General features: G+C 28.3%; 20 protein-coding genes. 9 read left to right on the top strand and 11 right to left on the bottom strand.

The features are described 5' to 3' along the window. Positions 1-36: 36 nt before the first annotated feature. Positions 37-1,950 carry a molecular chaperone HtpG gene (gene htpG, locus ALEK_RS05985; protein WP_071626058.1) on the bottom strand — a complete coding sequence of 638 codons (1,914 nt, stop codon included), beginning with the start codon at positions 1,948-1,950 and terminating at the stop codon, positions 37-39. A 175-nt stretch (positions 1,951-2,125) separates the two neighbouring features. Here htpG and ALEK_RS05980 point away from each other — a divergent pair, with 175 nt between their 5' ends. The 3 genes from ALEK_RS05980 (at position 2,126) to ALEK_RS05970 (ending at position 5,965) form a co-directional block, all read left to right on the top strand. Then, entirely contained in the window at positions 2,126-2,512 is a 387-nt protein-coding gene (locus ALEK_RS05980; protein WP_071626059.1) for a DoxX family protein, read from the top strand. 26 nt (positions 2,513-2,538) lie between these two features. Next, the gene (gene ciaB / locus ALEK_RS05975; RefSeq protein ID WP_071626060.1) at positions 2,539-4,416 is read left to right on the top strand and encodes an invasion protein CiaB; all 1,878 of its coding nucleotides are present in this window, start codon (positions 2,539-2,541) and stop codon (positions 4,414-4,416) included. Positions 4,417-4,543: 127 nt separating this feature from the next. Beyond that, entirely contained in the window at positions 4,544-5,965 is a 1,422-nt protein-coding gene (locus ALEK_RS05970; RefSeq protein ID WP_071626061.1) for an SDR family oxidoreductase, read from the top strand. A 24-nt stretch (positions 5,966-5,989) separates the two neighbouring features. On the opposite strand, the gene ALEK_RS05965 is transcribed toward ALEK_RS05970, so the two are convergent. Further along, positions 5,990-6,328: a MerR family transcriptional regulator gene (locus ALEK_RS05965; protein WP_071626062.1), complete on the bottom strand. Its 339-nt coding sequence runs from the start codon at positions 6,326-6,328 to the stop codon at positions 5,990-5,992. Between the two features lie 79 nt (positions 6,329-6,407). Between ALEK_RS05965 and ALEK_RS17645 the strand changes: the two genes are divergently transcribed. From ALEK_RS17645 to ALEK_RS05950, 3 genes are all read left to right on the top strand, one after another. Continuing rightward, positions 6,408-7,214 (top strand): M23 family metallopeptidase, encoded by an 807-nt coding sequence (locus ALEK_RS17645; RefSeq protein WP_071626063.1) that lies wholly within the window; start codon positions 6,408-6,410, stop codon positions 7,212-7,214. Between the two features lie 248 nt (positions 7,215-7,462). Continuing rightward, positions 7,463-8,629: a KamA family radical SAM protein gene (locus ALEK_RS05955; RefSeq protein ID WP_071626064.1), complete on the top strand. Its 1,167-nt coding sequence runs from the start codon at positions 7,463-7,465 to the stop codon at positions 8,627-8,629. A 70-nt stretch (positions 8,630-8,699) separates the two neighbouring features. Beyond that, entirely contained in the window at positions 8,700-9,560 is an 861-nt protein-coding gene (locus tag ALEK_RS05950) for a tetratricopeptide repeat protein (RefSeq protein ID WP_083574595.1), read from the top strand. Between the two features lie 32 nt (positions 9,561-9,592). Here ALEK_RS05950 and proX (ALEK_RS05945) read toward each other — a convergent pair whose 3' ends face one another. Then, positions 9,593-10,570 carry a glycine betaine/L-proline ABC transporter substrate-binding protein ProX gene (proX, locus tag ALEK_RS05945; protein ID WP_071626066.1) on the bottom strand — a complete coding sequence of 326 codons (978 nt, stop codon included), beginning with the start codon at positions 10,568-10,570 and terminating at the stop codon, positions 9,593-9,595. 78 nt (positions 10,571-10,648) lie between these two features. On the opposite strand from proX (ALEK_RS05945), the gene ALEK_RS05940 reads away from it, so the two are divergent. Beyond that, positions 10,649-12,415, top strand: a complete 1,767-nt coding sequence (locus tag ALEK_RS05940; protein WP_071626067.1) for a choline/carnitine O-acyltransferase — start codon at positions 10,649-10,651, stop codon at positions 12,413-12,415. Between the two features lie 28 nt (positions 12,416-12,443). On the opposite strand, the gene proX (ALEK_RS05935) is transcribed toward ALEK_RS05940, so the two are convergent. The 3 genes from proX (ALEK_RS05935) to proV are packed head-to-tail and all read right to left on the bottom strand — an operon-like array spanning position 12,444 to position 15,673. Next, positions 12,444-13,421 (bottom strand): glycine betaine/L-proline ABC transporter substrate-binding protein ProX, encoded by a 978-nt coding sequence (gene proX / locus ALEK_RS05935; RefSeq protein ID WP_071626068.1) that lies wholly within the window; start codon positions 13,419-13,421, stop codon positions 12,444-12,446. Next, positions 13,411-14,442 (bottom strand): glycine betaine/L-proline ABC transporter permease ProW, encoded by a 1,032-nt coding sequence (proW, locus tag ALEK_RS05930; protein WP_071626069.1) that lies wholly within the window; start codon positions 14,440-14,442, stop codon positions 13,411-13,413. Before proW ends, proX (ALEK_RS05935) begins: the two co-directional genes overlap by 11 nt. Further along, positions 14,435-15,673: a glycine betaine/L-proline ABC transporter ATP-binding protein ProV gene (proV, locus tag ALEK_RS05925; protein ID WP_265734112.1), complete on the bottom strand. Its 1,239-nt coding sequence runs from the start codon at positions 15,671-15,673 to the stop codon at positions 14,435-14,437. The genes proW and proV overlap by 8 nt, the downstream gene beginning before the upstream one ends. A gap of 253 nt (positions 15,674-15,926) precedes the next feature. Here proV and ALEK_RS05920 point away from each other — a divergent pair, with 253 nt between their 5' ends. Further along, positions 15,927-17,489: a BCCT family transporter gene (locus ALEK_RS05920; protein ID WP_071626070.1), complete on the top strand. Its 1,563-nt coding sequence runs from the start codon at positions 15,927-15,929 to the stop codon at positions 17,487-17,489. Positions 17,490-17,501: 12 nt separating this feature from the next. On the opposite strand, the gene ALEK_RS05915 is transcribed toward ALEK_RS05920, so the two are convergent. From ALEK_RS05915 to ALEK_RS05905, 3 genes are read right to left on the bottom strand one after another with little or no spacing between them, the layout of a single operon-like run. Further along, positions 17,502-20,156 (bottom strand): PqiB family protein, encoded by a 2,655-nt coding sequence (locus tag ALEK_RS05915; protein WP_071626071.1) that lies wholly within the window; start codon positions 20,154-20,156, stop codon positions 17,502-17,504. Further along, positions 20,140-20,730 (bottom strand): paraquat-inducible protein A, encoded by a 591-nt coding sequence (locus tag ALEK_RS05910; RefSeq protein WP_071626072.1) that lies wholly within the window; start codon positions 20,728-20,730, stop codon positions 20,140-20,142. The genes ALEK_RS05915 and ALEK_RS05910 overlap by 17 nt, the downstream gene beginning before the upstream one ends. Then, on the bottom strand, positions 20,731-21,330 hold the full coding sequence (locus tag ALEK_RS05905) for a paraquat-inducible protein A (protein WP_071626073.1): 600 nt from the start codon (positions 21,328-21,330) through the stop codon (positions 20,731-20,733). A gap of 156 nt (positions 21,331-21,486) precedes the next feature. On the opposite strand from ALEK_RS05905, the gene ALEK_RS05900 reads away from it, so the two are divergent. After that, complete coding sequence (locus tag ALEK_RS05900) at positions 21,487-21,918, top strand: globin domain-containing protein (protein ID WP_071626074.1); 432 nt, start codon at positions 21,487-21,489, stop codon at positions 21,916-21,918. Between the two features lie 7 nt (positions 21,919-21,925). Here ALEK_RS05900 and ALEK_RS05895 read toward each other — a convergent pair whose 3' ends face one another. Continuing rightward, a complete protein-coding gene (locus ALEK_RS05895) occupies positions 21,926-22,600 on the bottom strand; it encodes a response regulator (RefSeq protein ID WP_071626075.1) in 675 nt (224 codons plus the stop codon). 322 nt (positions 22,601-22,922) lie between these two features. After that, positions 22,923-23,135, bottom strand: coding sequence for a hypothetical protein (locus tag ALEK_RS05890; protein WP_071626076.1), 213 nt, complete (start codon positions 23,133-23,135; stop codon positions 22,923-22,925). Between the last annotated feature and the right edge of the window lie 25 nt (positions 23,136-23,160).

Below are 23,160 nucleotides of genomic sequence, written 5' to 3'. Positions count from 1 at the left end.
GCAACGCCGAAGATGCGTGCAAATAGTTTTTTATTTTTATAGAGCTTTTGCTGTGATTCTAGATAATCTTTGTGCAAACGCTACTGCATCAGTAATTTCCATACCTTCAGATAGTTTTGCTTGGTCTAGTAATACCCATGAAACATCAGAAACTAATGAATCATTATTTAAACCGTTTAATTTTGTTACAATTTCGTGGTCAGGGTTGATTTCTAAGATTGGAGCAGAATCTGGCATTTCTTGTCCCATTGATCTCATCATTTGAGCCATTTGTTGCATTTGAGCATCACCAGCGTCTTTAACAACACAAGATGGAGACTCTGATAATCTGTTTGTAACTCTAACGTCAGAAACTGATTCACCTAAGATATCTTTGATTTTAGTAGTAATATCTTGGAATTTTTCTTCTACTTCTTTTTTCTCTTCTTCTGATTGCTCTACTTTTGGAGCTTCAGCAGATGTAATATCTTTGAATTCCCACTCTTGGTAAGTACCATACATTGGAGTGATAATTTCATCAATTTCTTTATCATCTAAGATAAGAACTTCAATATCATTCTTTTTGTATGCTTCTAATAATGGAGAATTTTTTAATACATTTTCGTTTTCACCGATGATGTAGTAAATTGCTTTTTGTTCAGTATCAGCAGCTTCTTTATATGCTTTTAATGAAGTCATTTTTCCACTCTCAGCTTTTGAAGATTTGAATCTGATTAATTCTAAGATTGCTTCTTTATTTGTGAAGTCTTGGTAAGCACCCTCTTTTAAAGGTCTGTTATATTGCTCAATAAATTCAGCATACTTTTCTTCATCTTTAGAAAGTTTTTTGATTTCATTTAATACTTTTTTAACAGAAGCTTGTTTGATGTTAGCCATTACTCTATTTTCTTGTAAAATTTCTCTTGAAACGTTTAATGGTAAATCTTCTGAATCAATAATACCTCTTACGAATCTTAAGTAAGTTGGTAATAATTCTTTTTCAGAATCAGTAATAAATACTCTTTTTACGTATAACTTAACACCTGGTTGGAAGTCAGCTCTATACATATCCATTGGAGCAGTTTTAGGGATGTAGAATAATGTTGTATATTCATTTACACCTTCAGCTTTAGTGTGAATTACAGCCATTGGGTCTTGTGAATCGTGAGAGATTGATTTATAGAAATCATTGTACTCATCAGCTTTTAATTTAGACTTTGGTTGCATCCATAAAGCAGTTGCTTCATTGATTTTTTCGTTTCTATCTTCGATAGTTTTCTTAGCTTCTTTACCAGCTTTTGTATCTTCTTCGCTTAATTCTTCAGTAACTTCTTCTTTGTAAGATAAGAAAATTGGGTATGCAATATGGTTAGAGTATTTTCCAACAATTGTTTTAATTCTTTCTTTACTTGCAAATTCTTCTGCTTCTTCATCTTTTAATTTGATGTAAATAACAGTTCCAGATGATTCTTTTGTACAAGCAGATAAATCAAACTCACCAGTACCATCAGAAGACCATTTGTATGCTACTTCTTCTCCAGCTTTTTTAGAGATAACATCTACGTGAGAAGCTACCATAAATACAGAATAGAAACCAACACCGAATTGTCCGATTAAGTTAGAATCTTTTTTAGCATCACCAGTCATTGCTTCAACGAATGATTTAGTTCCTGATTTTGCGATTGTACCAATAGAAGCGATTAAATCAGCTTCGTTCATACCAATACCATTATCAATAATAGTTAATGACTTATCAGCTTCGTCAAATGTAATATCAACTTGACCTGCCCAAGATTCTGGTAAAGCAGTTTTGATTGCTTCATCTGTTAATTTTAAGTAGTTTAATTTATCAATTGCATCACTTGCATTTGATACTAATTCTCTTATAAAAATCTCTTTGTTTGAGTATAAAGAGTGAGTCATTAATTGTAGAAGTTGTCCTACTTCTGTTTGAAATTGATGTTTAGCCATAAAAATTCCTTATGATATTTTTTAATTTTATAGTGAAATTTTATCACAACTTTATAAAAGGAAGCTAAAGTATTTATAAAAACTAGCACTTTTAGCACTCAAGTGCTAAAAAATGGAATAAACACAAAATAAACACAAAAATAATATACTTTATTCTTAAGAAAAAGGAATCAAAATGAAAGAAAAAATATTAAACAAAAAAGGTTTTTATTTTATAACTACAGGAATTATTGCAATATTAGTAGGATTACTTGGCGGAGTTATGGATATTGTTCAACCTCAAGGGGTTATTGATACAGCAGATGCTTTGGGTTATCCACTATACTTCTTCGCATTACTTGGTGTATTTAAAATACTTGGAGCTATTGCACTATTTTTACCAAAACAGTATGACAGAATAAGAGATGTAGCCTATGCGGGATTTGCTTTTGATTTTGTTTTTGCTTCATTTTCACACTACAGTGTAAATGATGGGATTGTAAAAATTATTATTCCTTTAGTGCTTTTAGTAGTATTATCTATATCATTTTATTTGAAAGATAGATTAAAAAAGATAGACTAACATTAATATATTACAAGGATTATATTTTGGATAAAAACAAATTTTTAAATGATTTAGCAGAAGTTTATGAGTTTTTAAACTCTCAAAAAACAAATGTTAATAAACTAATTTCTCATTTAGAAAATAACGAACTAGATAAACTTGAAATCATCAATGAATTCGCTCAAACTTTAGGTTTAGAGATGAGCGAAGACTTAAGATTAGCATTAGTTGTAAGACTAGTAAACTTAAGAGATGATTCACTAGTACAAGTTCTAAAGAAAAAAGAAAAAAACGAATCAGAAATAATCGAGTTACAAGAAAAAGCTTATTGCTTCGTAAAAGACTACTGGCAAGCAAAACACAAAACATTAGTAGATTATATTAAACACAATAATTTATTAACACCATTCTATCAAGCAATTTTTGAAGGTGTATATAATGTAGGTGAAAAGATGTCTTTATGGCAAAGTGATTGGACAGCACATATTATTAATGGTATTAATAAAGAGTTATTAGCCAAGTTTGATGGTGATGATACAAAAGTATATAAATACTTAGAAGATAATCATTTATACGACTTAGGTCATAACGATATGATAGCTGATAGATCATACTCTGCACTTGTAAAACACAAAGAAGAATACAAATCACAATCATATATCAAAGCTTTCAAAGATCAAACAACTGCGGTTATTGATGAATTAGAAGAGTTTGAAGAAAAACTAATCGAATTAGAAGATGATGTTTATGGTGAAAAATGGAATTATATTTTATATATCCAAACACTAATCAAAGCCTTTGGTGAAGATAGAGAACATAAACTTGTAGCAAAATGGGCAGATGTAGATAGAGCTTGGATGAAAATAAAATCACCAGTTCAAATCGGACATCCATTAGAATATTATGAAGATCACTTTAGAAAAGCTGTTGCTTTAGAGTGGGATATTAGACTTACTAATCCAGAGTTTTCTCAAAACGACCATAGAGTAAACAAAATCAAATCAGCATTTGCAAAAATCTTTGATAATTGTGAACAAGGTGAAGCAAATAAATCTGTATATAACTTCTCACTAAAATCACTTGATAAAGTACAGTTATATATTGGACGACCTGCAATATTCTTTGGAGCTGAATTCAATGGATTATTCTCAGCACAAGTTGTACCAAATGATGAAATTGTATCAAAAGAAGAAGGTAAAAAGATTTTTGCATTCTCAGATGAAATTCTTCAAACTTCAAGAGCTAAACCATTCTTGAAATTATCACAAGAAGTATTCGGACAGGAGTTCCTTACAAAAGATAGAGAGTTCTTATTCAATGAAACAAGAGCTTGGCATCAAGTATATGATATTTCTACAATCGGTCATGAATTTGGACATATTTTATGGTGTGATGATGAAACAGAATCAGTAATGAACAAAAGTGGAAACTTCAAAAATATCGAAGAATTCAAAGCAACTACTGGTGGATTAATCTCGTATATCTTAGATACACAAGATGATGAAGCGCAGCTAGAAGAACAAGTATTTATTGATGTTGCAAAAAGAGCAGTAGGATTAATGGGATGGATGGAAGTAGATGAAGTTCAACCATACTATTGTGAAGGTCTTATTCATTTAGATGGATTATTTGATTCAAAAGTATTAGACTTTGTAGATGAAAAACTAATCATTGATATAAGTACAGAAAAAATCAAAGTATTAAAAGATTGGTATGTTCAAACATATACATCTTTAGCAACGCACTACTTAGATAAAAAAGATGCAACTGAGTTTTTAAATCAATATGCTGTAAAAGAAGAGAAATACTTCATGCCAGTAAACGCTAAAATCAACTCTTTCGTAAAACACTACTTCAAAAGATACCAAGAGATTGGTCAAGAATTAGATACACAAGATAAAAAAGCTAACTACATAAACTAAAAGATAAGAGGAGTTTTCCTCTTATTTCAATACATAACTCCCAATCATTACCACTAATCGACATATTATTAATACTAAAACTTATTATTTAATGCTAAACTATTAAATATAATCAAAAGGATATGTCATGAAAGTATTATTAACTGGATCAACTGGATATATTGGAAGACGATTAAAACAAAAACTATTAGCAAATGAAGATATTCAACTTCGATTATATGTTCGAAATAAAAAAGCCTTATCAGCAAATATCGAACAAGAAGCAGAAGTTTTTGAAGGCGATACTTTTGACAAAGACAAACTTCGAACTGCACTTCATGGAGTAGATATAGCATATTATCTTATACACTCACTAAACTCAAAAGATTATAAAAACCTTGATAGACTCTCTGCTCAAAACTTTATTGATGTAGCTAAAGAGTGTGGAGTTAAAAGAGTTATTTATTTAGGTGGGCTTGGAGTAAAAGATGAAAATACTAGCAAACACTTATTAAGTAGAATTGAAACAGGTGAAGTTCTAAGCTCTGAAAAACAAGTACAAACTATTTGGGTAAGAGCAGGAGTTATTATAGGTTCTGGAAGTACTAGCTTTGAGATTATTAGAAACCTAACCGAGAAACTACCAGTAATGACAACACCAAAATGGGTATATACAAAAGCACAACCAGTTGCAGTTGATGATGTATTAAAATATTTAGAACAATCCTTATATCTAAAAGAAGAAAAAAATCTTATTGTTGATATTGGAAGTGAACAATTAACATATAGAGAAATGATGATAAAAACAGGAGAAGCATTAGGATTAAAAAGATTTTTAATTCCATTACCTTTTTTATCAATAGCCCTATCATCATACTGGTTGAATATATTTACGCCAGTACCTTTCACTGTTGCAAAAGCACTTATTGAAGGTCTTAAATCAGAAGTGATAATTCAAAATGACCATGCTTCAAAATACTTCCCTCAAATTAAACCAATTGATTTTATAGAATCAGTAAAAAAAGCAGTAGAAGAAATAGAATCAAATCAAGTAATAAGTAGATGGACAGATAACTCTGGGAAAATATGGGATAGAGACCATGCAAAAGAGATTTCAGATGCTATTTTTGTGGATAGAAAAGAAATAGATATTACAAATATAAATAAAGAAAAAATCTACAATAGTTTTATGAGTATTGGAGGTGAAAATGGGTGGTTTGATTATGATTTCCTTTGGGAAATTAGAGGAGCCATAGATAAACTAATAGGTGGTGTTGGACTAAAAAGAGGAAGAAGAAGTCAAGAAGAACTACGAGTTGGAGAAAGTCTTGATTTTTGGAAGGTTGCAGATATTCAAGAAAATGAAAGACTACTACTTTTTGCACAAATGAAAGTTCCAGGACATGCTTGGTTAGAATTTAAAATAGAAAATAATAAGCTTATACAATCTGCTTATTTTTATCCAAAAGGTGTTTTAGGTAGATTATACTGGTATTCTATGATACCACTACATTTTTTTGTATTTAGAAATATGATTGAAAGTATTGTTAAGAAAGTTACCGAAAAATAAATCAATATGTAAATACATATTGATTTAAATAGTTTCGATATCTGTTACTTCTGAACCAGAAAGTTTTTCAAGTTTTTGCTCAACAATATCTAAGAATTCTGTCTTATTTTTTTCATCCATATTATTTGATAACATTTCATTAATATATTTAATACCATTAGCATTAATCTTTTTTACACTCGCTAAATAGTGTACAAATGATATTATCTTTACATCATTAATAGAGTAAAGTTTTTTTGTCTCTTTTTTAGGTGGTAATAACTTCTTTTCTTCATACATTTTAAGAGTTCTTACTTTTGCAGTTAATAACTCTGCAATACTACTTAAGGGTAGTACATCTTTATCATTATTTAATAAAGCCAATTATAATTCCTTCAAATAAATTAAACAAAGTATTATATATAAAAATAGTATTATATATCATAAAATATCAAGGGTCTCAATGTTTAAATCTATATTTATGATTATTTTAATCATAACAGTATCAAATTCAAAAAATAAAGATATCTATATTAAGTCACATAAACAAGGTAATAAGATTATTGCTTATGTATATAATAACTCTTTACACCATATAACAATAAAATATGATGCAAGTATAAAAAACTTAATTTCATTATGTCCTTTACCCACTATAAAAAGTTTTAAACCAAAATCTAAATCTAAAATATGTGAATTTATAATAAGTAAAAATAAATTCTCTTACAACAGCAAGTATAAATGGGTTTTAGGAACAAAAAATGCAGTACATGATGATAGTTATTTGTATAGACTTCCCTATGAACTAAATACAAAACAAAGAGTCAGCCAAGGATTTGATGGTTATTTTAGTCATAAAAACAATTCATTATATGCAGTTGATTTTGATATGAAAGAAGGAGTAAAAGTATATGCAAGTAGAGAAGGATTAGTTGTAAGTACAAAAAGCGATTCCCAAGAAGGTGGCAATAATAAAAAGTTTCTAGGGAAAGCAAATAAAATTATAATAAAACACCCTGATAATACTTATGCTGTATACAATCATCTAAAATATAATAGTTTATATGTAAAAACTGGCGATTATGTAAAAAGAGGTGAGTTATTAGCCCAATCAGGCTCAACAGGATATAACAATGGAGCTCATTTACATTTTATAGTATATAAGACAATTAACCATGAAAGCAGAGAATCAATCCCTATAAAATTCAAAACAAAAAAAGGTATTTTGATTAATCCAATTGAAGGTAAATCATATATATCTACAAAATAAAACACCTAAACAATGTACTTTTTTTACATCTCATATGTAAATTATAATCTCTAAATATACTACTACCTTGTAACTTTTAGAATCTAATATACAGTTAACCCACAACTAACAAATTTTATTACTTTTTTATCATATTATTTGTATTTTTTTAATTTTTCTTATGATATAAAGACACATACTTTATGTAGTTTTTTTACATTTTATATGTAAATAATATACAAATCAAAAGAAAATAAAGAGCATTAAATATGAGTAAAATTAAACAGATAGATGTAAATTGGGAAGTAGTTGATTGGTGGATGGAATTAAAAAACAATGTTAATTCAGTAGATAAGCTAAAAAACTACATTAATTTAAATGAAGAAGATGAAGCTAAACTAAAAGAAGTTGTAGACAAACATCCTATGAATATTCCAAGATACTATCTTAGTTTAATTGATGAGAATAATCCTAATGATCCAATTAAAAAACTTGCATTTCCAAGTGAAGAAGAATTGACTATTTCGGGTTCTATGGGTGAGACTACAAAAGACCCTTACGGTGATGACAAGCATAATAAAGGAAATGGAATACTTCATAAATATCCATATTCTGCTCTTATTGTAGCAACTGATTACTGTTCTATGTATTGTAGACACTGTTTCAGAAAGGCAATTGTTGGTTTACCAAATGATAAAACAGTTGATAACTTCAAAAAAGCACTTGAATATATAAAAGAGCACAAAGAGATTACAAATGTAATTATCTCTGGAGGTGATCCAATGCTTATTGATACTCCAAAATTAAAGAAAATGTTAGAAGGGCTAAAAGAGATTGACCACGTTAATTTTGTAAGAATTGGTACTAGAACACCTGTTGTTTACCCAATGAGATTTTTTGATGATAGTTTAATGGAATATTTAAAAGAATTTAATAAAGTAAAAACACTTTATATCCCAACTCATTTCAATCATGTAAATGAAATAACACCAACAGCAAAAAAAGCAATCCTAAGAATTAGAGAAGCGGGAATTGCAGTAAACAATCAAGCAGTTTTATTAAAAGGAGTAAATGATTCAGTTGAAGACATTGAAAACCTTATGAATGGGCTTACATCTATTGGAGTAAACCCGTATTACTTATACCAATGTATGCCAGTTAGTCGAGTAAGAAACCACTTCCAAGTACCATTAAAAGATGCAATAGATATGGTAGATGAAGCAAAAACAAAACTTGATGGTTATGCAAAAAGATTTAAGTTTATTATGGGTCATGATATTGGAAAAATTGAAATTATTGGAAGAATTGAAGATAAATTAGTATTAAAACATATTCATTCAAGACCAGAAAAACCAGAAGAAGCTAGTAGTATGAAGATTATGAAACTAACTCCTAATGCTGGATGGTTAGATGATATGGAAGAGATTTCTTTATAAAAAAATATAAAACTATTTACTTATAATAATTTTTTGAATATCATTAGCCAATTAAAACAAAAGGACAATTATGAAGTATTTATTATTACTATTTTTAACATTTTCAGCAGTATTTGCGAATATTCAAGAAAAAGAGTTAGTTAAAAAAATTGATAATTTGGAGAAACCTCTATACACCCCTTTTGTTGAAAACTATATTTTAAATGAACTAAAACTTCTAAGAGATGAAAATAGAAATTTAAAAATTCAAATACACGAGTCATTAGCTAAAAAAGAAGTGGAGATTTCAAATAATGTAATCAACTATGCTACCTCAACTATTAATAATATGTTTTATATCATTGCAACAGCCAGTTCAATTCTAGTAATAATTGGTTGGACTTCAATAAAAGATGTAAATGAAAAAATCAAACATATGATTGATGAAAAAACTTCTAAGACTATTAATGAGTATGAAGGAAGAATGGCACAATTTGAAAAATCTCTTGCACAAAGAGCAAAACAAGTAAAAGAGAATGCCCAAGAGATAGAACTTATGAATACTATTCACTCTTTATGGCTTAGAGCTTCGCAGGATTCAACTCCCTCTGGTAAAATTGAAGCTTATGATGAGATTCTAGAATTAAGACCTGATGATGTTGAAGCAATTGCATATAAAGCTGATGCTGTTTTAGATTTAGGAGAAGCTAACTGGTCTTTAAATCTTACAAATCAAGCTTTATTAATTGATGATAACTACTCAAATGCCTATTACCAAAGAGCAAAAGCCTTTGCTGTATTAAATCAAGAAGAGAATGCAATTCATGATTTAGAAAAAGCAATTGAATTAAATGAAGATTATAGTTCAGAGATTGAAAATGATGAAGAGTTTAATGAAATAGCAAAACTTGAAAGAGTTCAAAGTTTAATCAGCCAAAAGGCTCAAGTATAATAAAACAAGGATGACTCCTTGTTTTATAAAATTTATTTAGCTGCTTGAGCTAATGTAATCCAAGAATCTACTTTTTTAGCATTTCCTTTTAACCACATTTGAACATGTCTTTTAATATCAGCATCTTTTTTCTGACCATTTCTCATAAGCATGTTTTGTCCTGATACATCATTTACATGTAATTTAACAAGATCAAATACTTTTGCAATATCTTTATGCTTAGTTAAAACACTTTTATTTGCAACAATCTTTTGTGAATTAATAGGGAAACCATAATTAGCTCCATTTGATAATTCAGTATCTATACCTTTTGGATGAGCAGAGTTAGTAACTTGTAAAAATACAATATCTTTTCCAGGTACTAGTTTTCCAGAAACCCAATAAGGAGTCCACGTCCAAAATAGTACTGGTTTACCAGTTTTATATCTTGCCATTGTGTCTGAAATCATTGCAGAGTAAGTACCTTGATTATGAGAAACTGTATCTTTTAATTTAAATTCATCAATTTGGTAATCAATAGTATTTGCAACTTCCCATCCAACACTAGCACCAGTTAAATCAGCTTTACCATTACCACTTGCATCAAAAAGTTTTGCAATTTTTGGATCTTTTAAATCGCTAATATATTTAATATTATACTTATCAGCAGTTTTTTTATCAACTACATATCCAGTTGCACAATTAGAAATATACTCAGAGAAAATAGCAAGCTTATCAGCTCCACCAACTCCTTTGATCATATTCGTTTGAATTGGATCCCAGTGTGCCGCCATAAAATATACATCATCACTTTGCGCATTATCTGAAATAGTTTGAAATGTAATTGCATACTCTAAATCATTTGAGATCTTTACAGTGTGTCCCATTTTTTTTAAAATCTCAACTACTACTTGTAATTGGAAATTCTCTTCGTCAAGTGCTGTTTTTAAAGCTGTAACTTTTGCACCAAATAAATTTGAAGCTAATACTAGTGAAGCTATTAGTCCCACAAACCCTTTTTTCTTTAACATTCCTACTCCTACCTTTAAATATATTAATAATAGTTATTATATTATAATTACATATAATTACAGATAATAAGGAAACTAATGCCAAAAACTTTTGAATATCAAGAACAACTTAAACCCTTACCTATGACAAACTTAAATGATGCAAGGGAGAATTTCTTACAATGGATTGAACCTCTTATTTCAAATAATGAACTAAATAATACAAAAGATACTTTAGAAAAATTTCTAAAAAATGAAGGTCCTATACTTCATAAAAGACTTGAAAAATACTCAAAAGAAAATGATGAAAATTGGTTAGCTCCATTATGGAGAGATATGTATCTACAAATAAGAGAACCAGTAGCCATTGATGTAAACTATTTTGTAAAAATTATTACAAGTCATCTAAAAGCAGAGTATAAAAGTACAAATATCGCAGGTGTTATTATAAATAAACTTATGGATACTTATGAAAGTATTTGTAATGAAACTTTTGAGCCTGAAACGATTCGAGGTACTCCTATTTGTATGGCAGCCTATAAAGAGATGTTTAAAGCAACAAAAATCCCAAAAAATACTTGCGATGAATATATAGTAAAAGATAAAACTCTAAGTAGTCATATTGTTGTAATGTATAAAAATCATATGTTTAAATTAAATTTAACAGATGAAAAAGGGAAAAGATACCCATATAATACAATTGTAAATACTTTAGATGAATTAATGAATAACAAAGACCTTGAACTTAATAATACAAGTATGGGACTTATTACAACAGCAAACAGAGATGAAGCAGCTATTATATTAGAAGAAATCATCAGTGAAGAAACTAATAATAAAAACTTTGATGTACTGCAAGATGCTTTATTTATGGTATGTATTGACGAAGATTCTAAAACATTAAATGATTTTGCTATGAGTCTTATTGGTTCAAATGAAAACAATAGATACTTTGATAAAAACTTACAATTAATATTTAATAAAAATGGTGATTTTGGTTTTAATCTAGAACATACAGGAGCAGATGCAGGTCCTTGGATTAATATTATAAATATCATTAATGCTGAGCTTAATAATATTGATAAATATATAGAAGATAATTCAACACAAGCTGTAGAAGTTGAACAATTATCTTGGGATTTAAATGAATCAATAAAATCTCAATTAAATAAAATAAAAGAAGAACATACAAATAAACTTGAAGATATTCATCAAGAGATTATATATTTCAAAGATTTTGGTAGTAAAACAATTAAAAGCTGGAAAATCAGTCCGGATGCATTTTTGCACTTAGCGCTTCAATTAGCACAATATAGAACTTTTAATAAACTACGAAGCACTTATGAAGCAACAGCAACAAGAGCATACTTAAAAGGACGTACAGAGTGTTCTAGACCTATTACTATGGATGTTTTAAAATTTGTTGAAAACTTTGATAATAAAAATAGTAATACAGATGAACTTAAAGTACTAATGGCTAATGCAGGACTTGCACATACAAAAAGAATTAAAGACTGCCTTGGTTCAAATGGTATTGAAAGATATTTCTTTGCTTTAAAAAATATGTATATTCAATTTAGTGATGAATTAAACTTAAAACAAATGCCTGAGTTTTTTAATGATGAAGGATATAATCAATTAACATATAGTTTTCTTTCAACTAGTAGAATTGAATCAAAACATTTTGATCTTGGAGGTTTTGGTCCAGTAGTTCCAGACGGTTATGGTTTTTGGTATAACTTACTTGAAAATCAAATTGATATGAATTTAATCACAAGAAAAAGTATAAATGGTGATTATGTAGAATCATTTAGAAATGCACTTGAACAATCATTAAGAGATTTAGCACAATTAGCTTCAAAATAAGGGTTTAAAACCCTTATTTTAATACTCTTTATTTAGCAGCTTTTGCTTCTTTAATCCAAGCATCAACTTTAGTTGAGTTAGTTTTTAACCATGACTGAACATGTCTTTGAATATCTTTTTCTTTATTTTGACCATTTGCCATAAGCATATTTTGACCACTTACGTCATTTACACTTAATTTAACAATATCAAATAATTTTGCGATATCTTTATTTTTTGTATTAATACTTGCGTTTGCAACAATTCTTTGGTGATTAATATTAAATCCATAATCAGCACCATTTGGAAGTTTTGTTGAAGCAGTATTTGGATTAGCAGAGTGAGTTACTTGTAAAAATACTACATCTTTACCTGGAACTAACTTCCCACTTACCCAATATGGAGTCCATGTATAATATAAAATTGGTTTACCAGTTTTGTATTGTGCAATTGTATCAGCAATAAGTGCTGAGTATGAACCTTGTCTATGGTCGATATTATCTCTTAAACCATAAGCATCTAATTGATGTTCAATAACTTTCTCACATCCCCAACCAGCAGAACAACCAGTTAAGTCAGCTTTTCCATTTCCATCAACATCAAATAATTTTGCTATTTCTGGTTTATTTAAATCATTGATATATTTAATATTATATTTATCAGCTGTTTTTTTATCAATAATATAACCTTGTGCACAATTAGAAATAAAGTTAGAGAACCTAGCTAATTTTTCTTCTCCTCCTGCACCTTTAATCATTTCGTTTTGTAATGGATCCCAGTGTGCTGCCATAAAATAAACGTCATTACTTTTAGCATTATTTGCAATTGTTTTAAAAGCAATATTGTATTCAACATCATTAGTTACTTCAACCTCATGACCCATTTTCTTTAAGATTTCTGCAACAATATACATTTGGAAACCCTCTTCTGCAATTGCTGTTTTTAATGCAGTAACTTTAGCACCAAATAAACTTGAAGCTAAAACCATTGAAGCTAAACCACTAACTAACCATTTTTTATTTATCATTTTCTCTCCTTTTTAAATTGTAAATAAACCCTATTGGGCCTTTTTCATACCATTTTCTTTTATCGTTTTTATCTTTATTACCCATCTCTTGAGTTAATCTATCTAAGATTACTGCAAGTAAAACAATACCTAAACCACCAACAGCAGCTAAACCAATATCAAGTCTACCAATACCTCTAAGTACCATTTGACCTAATCCACCAACAGCAATCATAGAAGCAATTACTACCATTGATAGAGCAAGCATTAATGTTTGGTTGACACCTGCCATAATAGTTGGCATGGCTACAGGAATTTGAACTTTCCATAACATTTGAGATGAAGATGCACCAAATGATCTTGAAGCTTCTATTAAATCAGCAGGTACTTGTCTAATTCCAAGATTTGTAAGTCTAATTAATGGAGGAAGTGCAAAGATAATAGTTACAATAACTCCTGGAACATTACCAATACCAAATAACATTACAATTGGAATTAAATACACAAAAGCTGGTGTTGTTTGCATTGCATCTAGAATTGGTCGTAATACTTTATCAACCGTATCACTTTTAGCAGACCAAATACCAAGAGGTAAGCCTATAACTATTGAGAATAATACTGCTGTTATTACTAAAGACAGCGTTATCATTGACTCTTCCCAGGCTCCAATAAATCCAATTATGAAAAATGAAATTAAAGTTCCAAGAGCAAGTTTTTTACTAGAAACTTGTAATGCTAATAAAACAAAAAAGATAATTACAACATATGGATTTAAGAATAATAAAAAACTTTCAATCGCTTTTAGTACTACATCAATAGGTGCTTTAGCTACTAAAAATACTTCTCTAAAATTCTCAACTAACCAATCAATTCCATCATTTGTCCAAGTGTCAAAAGGAATAAGTACATGTTCAAAGGGATTTAATATATTAAATTCTTTTACTTCTTCTACTGGTACTTCAGCCGCAGCTTGTGTCCAATCTACTGAAGACTCTTTATTTTCTTGTGCAGTTGAGGCGTTTCCCCATGGATCATTACTCATGCTCTACTCCCTCATCAAATACTTTTAATAATCTACTTTTCGAAATTGTTCCTTTATATTTACCTTTTTCATCAACAACTGCTATTGGTAAAGTATATTCAGCAATTGTACCAATGAATTCACTAATTGCTAGGTTCTCATTAATTGCTTCATTACAATAAATTGCATCATGTATAGTTCCACCAAGTTTTTGTTGTTCTTTTAATTTTTCTAAAGTCAGTATTCCAAGGAATTTACCATTCTTCTCTAAGAAATAAGCATAGTCTTCATCAAAATCAGCAATATATTGTAATGCAGTTTTAATTCCAGTACCTTCTTTATTTATAATAGTAGAATGTATTTTTTTCGCAATATGTGAAGCAGATAACACTGAAGTTACATCAACACCTTTAAAGAAAGATTTTACATAATCATTTGCTGGTTCATTAATAATCTCTTCAGGAGTTCCTATTTGAACTACTTCTCCACCTTCCATAATTGCGATTCTATCACCAATTCTAATGGCTTCATCTAAATCATGTGAAATAAATACAATTGTTCTTTTCTCTTTTTCTTGTAAGATTAATAATTCATCTTGCATTTCTGTTCTAATTAAAGGATCAAGTGCTGAGAAAGCTTCATCCATAAGCATAATGTCTGGATCATTTGCTAATGCACGAGCAAGTCCAACTCTTTGTTGCATTCCACCACTTAATTCATCAGGATAAGATTGACTATGATGCTCTAAACCTACTTGCTCAAGTGCTTTTTGTGCAGCTTCATATCTTTTTGCTTTATCTATTCCACTTAACTCTAATCCAAAAGATACATTATCAATAATATTCATATGAGGCATAAGTGCAAAAGATTGAAACACCATTGATATTTTTTTTCTTCTAATATCAATAAGTTCTTTGTCACTTAAATTAGTAACATCAATATCATCAATAAATATTTGACCCGAAGTTGGCTCAATTAATCTATTAAGAAGCCTTACTAAAGTTGACTTCCCTGAACCAGATAATCCCATAATTACAAATATTTCACCCTCATTGATTTCAAAACTTGCATCTTGAACACCAATTGTCATACCAGTTTTTGTAAATATTTTTTCTTTACTTTTTCCATTAGCCAACATTTTAAGAGCTTTTTGGGGTTCTTTCCCAAATACTTTAAAAACATTTTTGACTACTAATTTCTTTTTATTAATGTTACTACTCCCCTTACAACAAATATGTAATTTTATTACCACAATAATAAATATTTTTTTACATATTCTATGTATTTTATTCTCACATTTTATGTAAGAATATAACTAAGTTATTTATAAAAGAAGCTTCAATGGGCGTATTTTGTTAAGTAAAAATTGTTATTTTTTTCATTTTTATTCTTATTTACACACATTCTTTTCATAATACTAAACCAATAATTAAGTATATTTTCACTACCCTAGAAGGTAAATAATACATAACTTTTTGAAAGAAATGCGTATAATAAGGAAATTTATGAAAGAAACTACAAAGTATAAAGTAGGTCAAGACAACCTACAAAAGTTTGGTCTTGATGTACATAATCCAGTATTTGCAATTAGTGCAATACTGATATTAGTATTTGTAATAGGAACACTAGCTTCTCCAAAAGAAGCAAAAGAAGTATTAGATACAGCAAAATGGTGGGCTATCAATAATTTTGATTGGCTATTTATGTTATCGGGTAACTTCTTCGTAATATTCTGTTTAATTCTAATTGTATTACCAGTTGGAAAAATTAGACTTGGTGGAGATGAAGCAAAACCAGAATTTACAAACTTTGCATGGTTCTCTATGCTATTTGCCGCTGGAATGGGTATTGGATTAATGTATTGGTCTGTTGCTGAACCAGTTGCATACTATACAGGATGGTGGCATACACCATTAAATGTAATAGCAAAAACACCAGAAGCAAAAGATTTAGCAATGGGTGCTACTATGTACCACTGGGGATTACATCCGTGGGCAATATATGCGGTTGTTGGATTATCATTAGCATTCTTCTCTTATAGTAAGAAATTACCACTTACAATGAGATCTGCTTTTTACCCAATTTTAAAAGAAAAAGTTTGGGGTTGGCCTGGACATATTATTGATTTATTAGCAGTATTTGCAACAATCTTTGGATTAGCAACTTCTTTAGGACTTGGAGCACAACAAGTATCTTCAGGATTAAAATTCTTATTTGATATTGACAATGGTGTTAATACTCAGATTTGGATTATTGCAGCAATTACTGTATTTGCATTAATTTCTGTAGTAAGAGGTTTAGAAGGTGGAGTAAAAGTTTTAAGTAAATTTAATATTTTATTAGCGTTATTTTTAGTCTTATTTATTATTGTTGTAGGTCCTACACTTAATATCATTACAGGTGTTGGTACAACATTAGGTAACTATGCTTCAAATATTTTTGAACTAAGTAATTTTATTGGTAGAGAAGACAGTGATTGGTTCCATGGTTGGACTGTATTTTACTGGGCATGGTGGATTGCATGGTCTCCTTTTGTTGGTATGTTTATTGCACGTGTATCAAAAGGTAGAACAGTAAGAGAGTTTATTATTGCTGTATTATTAATTCCTACAGTTGTAACATCTATTTGGATGAGTACTTTTGGATTAACTGCACTTGATCAAGTTATTGGTGAAGTTGGTGCACTAGCTGGTGGTATTTCTGATAAATCATTAGCAATGTTCCAAATGTTAGAAAACTTACCATTTGCAACAATTACTTCAAGTATTGCTATTTTCTTAGTAATTGTATTCTTTGTTACTTCATCGGATTCAGGTTCACTTGTAATCGATAGTATCACAGCAGGTGGAAAAGTAGATGCACCAGTTAAACAAAGAGCATTCTGGGCAATTTTAGAAGGTCTTGTAGCTATTGCATTATTATATGTTGGTGGAAGTCAAGCACTAGATGCACTTCAAGCAGGTTCTATTACAACAGCATTACCATTTACAGTAATTCTATTAGGAATGTGTTACTCTTTATATATTGGATTAAAAGCTGAATTAAAAGTAACTAATAAAAATAAGTAGTTTAAAAACTACTTATTTTATACTAGGACTTATTTTATCCCAACCTTGGGGTAATGTTTTTATTAATTCAAACTTATCTTTTCCATTAGCTCTTCTATTATATTCCATAGGCGTTACAAGAATTAAACCACCTTTTATGATACTTGTAAAAGTATTAGATTCAATCTTAGAGTCACTAAACAGTGATAACTCCATCTCAAAACCACTAATATCATAGAATCTTGAGTTTTGTCTAACTAGTTTTGTATACTTGTCATAAATCAAACAATCAATTAAAACCCTAGAACCATCAGAAGCTAGCCCTACTTTGTGAACCTTACCTATTTGTACATTTTTATAATAAATTGGAGAATCTAAGTTAGCTTTTAAAGCATGGAAAGACTCAACTGTATAGATATTTCCAAATTGAGTTTTTTCTAGAGAAGGCATTGTTGTATACCCTTTAAACTTATTTGCAAAACTCTTTGAATTTGACTTCACAACTCCAATATTTACAGCCATTACAGTAGCACCTGCATTTGCTATTTCTTGGAATGAAATTCTAGGTTTTTTTAAGTAAAAAACTGTACCTTTTTTTGCAAAATCTTCATAGTCTTTATATATCTGTGCTTTTAGTATTACCTTGTGATTTTTATCTAAATCTATATTTGTAACCTTACCAATTTTCACACCTTTATATGTAAGTTGAGAGAACTGTTCATGTACACCTTCAACATCATCAAATGCAATAGTTATACTATTTGATGAGTCTTTCATTTCATCTTCATTTGGGAATATTTTATACTTTTTATAAGTCATATTTGACTTACTTTCTAAATGAATTGAACCCTCTAATAAAGAAGTATAATTATCCATTTCAAAAGATATTCCGTTTAAGCTAGCTTTTACATCAAGTTTTGATTTCTTATAAAATCTACTTGTAGGTGTTAAATATTTTTTAAATTGGCTATAAATAAGTAGTTTTGCTCTAGATTCATTTTCACCAAATTTTATTGATTTAACAAAACCTATTTCTTGATTTTTATAAATAATAGCCATATCTTTTTGCACATTAAAATCATTTTTGAAATATGCTTTTACTATAGAGCCTTTATTGTAAATTCTTTTTAATCTTTGTACTTCTTGGAAAGTGTCATATAGTTTGAAATAACTCTTTGCAAGTTTTGATTTTCTTTTTTCAGTAAGTATTCCAATCCCACCATTTAAAAGAGGTTCATAACCATCGTAATTTATACTTAAATCTAAGTTTTTCATATCAATAAGTTTTGAACTCATATCATAAAATAGAGTATGATCATTAATTAATTTTTCATACTTTTTCTCTATTGATATTTTTACTTTTACTTTTTGAAGATTTTTGCTTAGATCATAAGATAGAACTTTTCCAATTGCTATATTTTTATAATAAATTCTTGATTTTTTTGATAATGAATTTAAACTATTTGTATATAAATCTAAAGTTTTATTATATATTTCATTTTTGATTTCTTTATATTCTTGAGCAATAAACATATTTTTGAAATCACCCTCTTTATAGTGTAAAGAGATATAATTACCTTTTATTATATTGGCAAGATTTTTAGCTCCAGAAAAATTCAACTCTGGTTTTTGAATAAAAAACTTACTATTTTCACTAAGTAAATATCTATATTCATTATAAACAAAAGCTTTAGTAGAAACATCTTCTTCATTTAAAGTAAGACTTGTAATCTTACCAATTGTTATACCTTTATATATAATTGGGGTATCTTTATCAATATTATTTGCTGATGAGAACTTAATATGAAAATACTCTTTTTTCTTTAAATCATCTTTACTTGCATATAAAGTATAAACTTCATCTTTTTTAATTTTTTCTTCATTTTTATTTGGTGTTGTTACAGTGATACCACCAACAAGTGCCGAGTATAATGAACTTACTTCTACTTTTAAACCACTTGGACCATAACTAACTTTTAGAGCATCATTCATTGTAAATTTTGAACTATTATTAATTAAGTAATTAAATTTATCATAGATATAAGCATTTAAAAATACTTTTTCAAATTTAAACTCTTTTGATACAATCTCCCCTACTTGATATTGATTATAAAAAATTGGTGTTCCAACTTCTACATTATCTTTATCATTAGCAAGTAGCGAAACATAATAACCATCATTTGTTAATTCATCATCAGGTTGAGAATCAAGTCCTATAAAAAGATATTTATCTTTTGCATTCTCAATCTCTTTTTTTGTTTTGATTGTTGGGGAAATTTCAATTTTATTTCCAGAAATAAGTGTACTTAAACCAGATATTTTAGTAAGAGATACAGTAGGTTTTCTAATCCAAAATCGTGAACTCTCACTAGCAACATATTTTGCAGCTTCACTTTTTACAAGAATATTTACTTTTACATTTTTCAAGTCTTCATGAATATCAATTTTCGTAACTTTTCCAAGTTGTAAACCTTTATATTCAAGTGGAGTTACACCCTCTTTTAGACCTTCTGCACTTTTGAATACAATTTGAATATTAGTACCTTTTTTCATATAGGACTCATATGCAATCCAACCCAAAATACAGGCTATAATAATAGGTAGTAACCAAATAAAAGAAGCAGCTTTTTTTGGTTTTACTCTTGGTTTATATACCACATCTTCTTGTTCATTATTCTCTTGACTCATCCCAAATAATCCTTGTATCAAATCTATGTGCAGCAATTATAGTTAGTATCACTACTAAAGCAAAAGATGTAGCCGCAATTCCACCTTTTATATTAAATACTTCATCCATTTGAATAACTGAAGCTAAAATGGCAACAACATAAATATCAATCATTGACCATTTACCAATTGCTTCAACAAATTTAAAAATAGCTATTTTTGTTTTATTACTCATTTTTGTATTTATTTTCAAAGATACAAAAATCAATAATAATCCTATTAATTTAATCAAAGGTATTATTACACTAGCTGTAAAAATAACAAAAGCAATAAAGTAACTCTCATACTCTAAAAAACCAATAACTCCTTCAATAATTGTACTTTCATGATTTACTCCAAATGTTGTTATTTCCATCATAGGATAAAGCATTGCTGGAAAATATAAAAAAATTGCAGAAAGAGTTAGCGCAAGTGATACCTGCAAAGAGTTATTAATTCTTTTTGATACTCCATGATTACATCGAGTACAAATGAATTCATCATAATTCTCTTTTTTATAAACTTTATGACAATTTTTACATGAAATTAAAACCATCTAATCTCCAAATACATTTTTACCCTCAAACTTAACATTTGACATGTAAAAACAAAATATATATATCAACATAATATAAAATCCAATATCAAACTTTGTAGAAGAAACCATTCCTATTAATTTAATATATGTAACAATAATACTTATAATAAATACTTCAACAAATCCCCAATGTTTGAAGAAATGAAAAGCATCATGAAGAAAAGTATCTGAAAAGATTTTAACTTTTGTATGAATTTGAATAAAGGACAAAATTATAATTATTGAGTTCAATAAAGGTGCAATAATTATAGTAAATAAAACAACTAAAGACACAAGAAAAAAATCTTGTTCTAATAATATTTTAACACTTCCTAAAAGAGTTGCATTTAATATTTTTCCATTTACATTTAAAGAAATCAAAGGATAAATATTCAATAGTAAAAAAAGCAAGATTGCTGATATTGAATAGTATAAAGAATCAAAACTATGCTCTTTATCCAATTGTATTTTACTATTACATCGTGGACATTTAAGTGTACTTTTTTTGCTCACTTTTTCTTTTTTAATAAAAAGACCACAAGAATAACATTCCATAATTTCATCTGTTTTTATATTCATAAATCTTCCATTGTAAATATATATTATTTTACCATATTAATCTTTTTTTTAATTATAAATATTTTTAAGATTATATTTTAGAGGATAATTGTATTATTGCTTTGCAAGTAACTTGCATGATAAATATAAATAATTTTAAGTTTTAAAGGTTAATAAATGGAATATACAATAACAACAGCACAACTTGGAACAAGACCACCAGTTCAAATTCCTAGTCCAAAGGTATTAGAATTTTTAGGTGAAGATGGAATGAGAAAACTTATTTCAGACCATTATGACATACTAAGAGAAAGTAATATTAAAGGTTTATTTCCACCTAGCGATGAAGGTTTTGCATTAGCAAAAAAACACTCAGCTGATTTCTTTATTCAAATCTGTGGGGGACCTAGACATTTTGATCAAAATAGAGGAAAACCTATGATGGCAGCAAGACATGCACCATTTGCTATTACTCAAGAAGCTAGAAGAGTTTGGTTAGAGTCATATATTATGATATTAAAACCACTTGATATGCCGGAAGAATTAAAAGAATCTTTTTGGAATTACTTAGATGTATTTTCAATCTGGATGATGAATACAGAAGAGTAAGGTTAACTTACTCTTTAATATAAATACCAATACCTTTTTCTGAAAGAATTGGTAATTTATCTAATTTAGTTTTTAATCTATGCACTAATTGTCTTCGTGCTACGTCTGAACCTTTTTGTTCTTTCCATATTGCACCATTAATTGATTCATAAGATAGAACTTTTTCTGTAGTATTTAATAATAAAGATAATAACAAACTCTCATTTCTAGTAAGAGCAATCTCTTCTTCATCAACATAAATCTTTTTATTCTCATAATCATATTTATAAAAAGAAGCAATATCTTTTAAATTTCTTTTTTCTAAGATTTTATATTTTGAAATAGCAATTTTAATTAAAGTATCTAATTCATCAATTCTTATAGGTTTTACTAAATATCCTACTAGATTTGTTACAGTAGATGCTCTTTTTATTTTTTCTTCATCATTATATGCTGTTGTAAAAATGATTGGTAAATTATAAGTATTTTGAAGAGTTTTTGAAACATCAATACCATCAGTTAAACCTCTAATTTCTATATCAGAAACCACAATATCAATACTCTTATCAAAAGCAATTTCTAAAGCTTCTTCTCCTGTTGTTGCAATACCAACAAGCTCATAACCAAAATTTTCAATAACAGATTTAAGATTTTGCGCAATCATCTTTTCATCTTCAATTAATAATATTTTTATTTTACTCACAATGTAGCCTTTCTTTCCCTTTTATTATGGGATAATATCTTTATGTAGTATAAATATAGTTTTGTTTTTTTAATTGTACTATATTATTATTTATTTTTATTTAATTTATAAACTTTTTGACCTAATTTATTTTTCTTTTGAAATTAAATTTAGCAATAAATAAAGAATCTCGTAAATATGGTATTTTTGATACTGTATTTTACTTATGTAGAGAAGAGTTTAGAAAGTAAATATTTTTTTACTTCTAATAAAAAATAACTTATTAATATATTTATTTTAATTTAAAACACATATATTTACTTGTATCAACACTTCTAAAAAATTATTTTTTAGAAGTGTTAATCCCAGGCTTATCAGTAGTTCCAACATAGTCATTAGGTAAAGAAGTAGTTTTAAGGTAAGCAAAAACTGCACCAAAAACTAAGCATACAATTATTACAATTCTCACTGTATTTCTTTTTTCCTTAGACTCTTTACCATTATAATCTTCAATTTTATCCATACTAAGTTCATTATCTAAATCATCTTTTTTCATAATTAGTCCTTTCTTTTTATAAGTA

It is taken from the genome of Poseidonibacter lekithochrous, from assembly GCF_013283835.1.
Taxonomy (GTDB): domain Bacteria; phylum Campylobacterota; class Campylobacteria; order Campylobacterales; family Arcobacteraceae; genus Poseidonibacter; species Poseidonibacter lekithochrous.
Note: the sequence above shows the minus strand (reverse complement) of the source record. Positions and strands in the feature narration are given on the sequence as shown.